Source organism: Vulcanisaeta sp. (genome assembly GCF_049966235.1).
GTDB lineage: Archaea > Thermoproteota > Thermoprotei > Thermoproteales > Thermocladiaceae > Vulcanisaeta > Vulcanisaeta moutnovskia.
Map to the genome: position 1 here is coordinate 1 of NZ_JBMFVA010000075.1, position 651 is coordinate 651.

The following is a 651-nucleotide window of genomic DNA, read 5'->3' on the forward strand; positions in this document are numbered from 1 at the left end:
TCAGCTAAGAATCGCAGGCACCCCTTATCCCGAAGTTATGGGGCTAGTTTGCCGAGTTCCCTAGCCTAGGTTAACCCCCCTACGCCTTGGGCTCCTCACCCAGGGGCACCTGTGTCGGTTCTCGGTACGGTCGTGGAGGATCCTTCCTAGCTTCCTTTTCAAGGGTCCTGGGGCTCGGTGGAACCCACTAACGCAGGCCATTCCTTCCTTCAGCCAGTTCTCGCCATTACGGCACTTCCTGGCCTTAAGAAGTTAGCTGGATCGCCCCCTTAAGGAGGCCTCCAGTCCACCTACCCTAAGACGTTGGAAGCTAGGCCTTGGGTTGCCCCAAAACGTACCCCCACGGCACGGGAATGTTAACCCGTTTCCCTTTCCCGGATGTCGTGTTGCGCATCCGGTTAGGACCGGCTAACCCCCGGCCGACGATCGTTGCCGGGGAACCCTGGCCCTTACGGCGGCGGGGATTCCCACCCCGCTTCGCTGCTACTACCGCCGGGATCAGCACTCGGAATGGCTCCATAGGACCTCACGGCCCTACTTCTGCGCCATCCCGACGCCTGCCTACTATATACCCTCTAAATGAGGGTAATCCAAGGTCTCGGCGGCCGGCTTAAGCCCCGACTAATCTTCAGGGCCCCCTGCCTCGGCGGG

General features: G+C 60.5%; 1 rRNA gene. It reads right to left on the reverse strand.

The features are described from left to right. Positions 1–651: ribosomal RNA gene (locus ACP5L5_RS11780) — 23S ribosomal RNA — on the reverse strand; the annotation flags it as partial.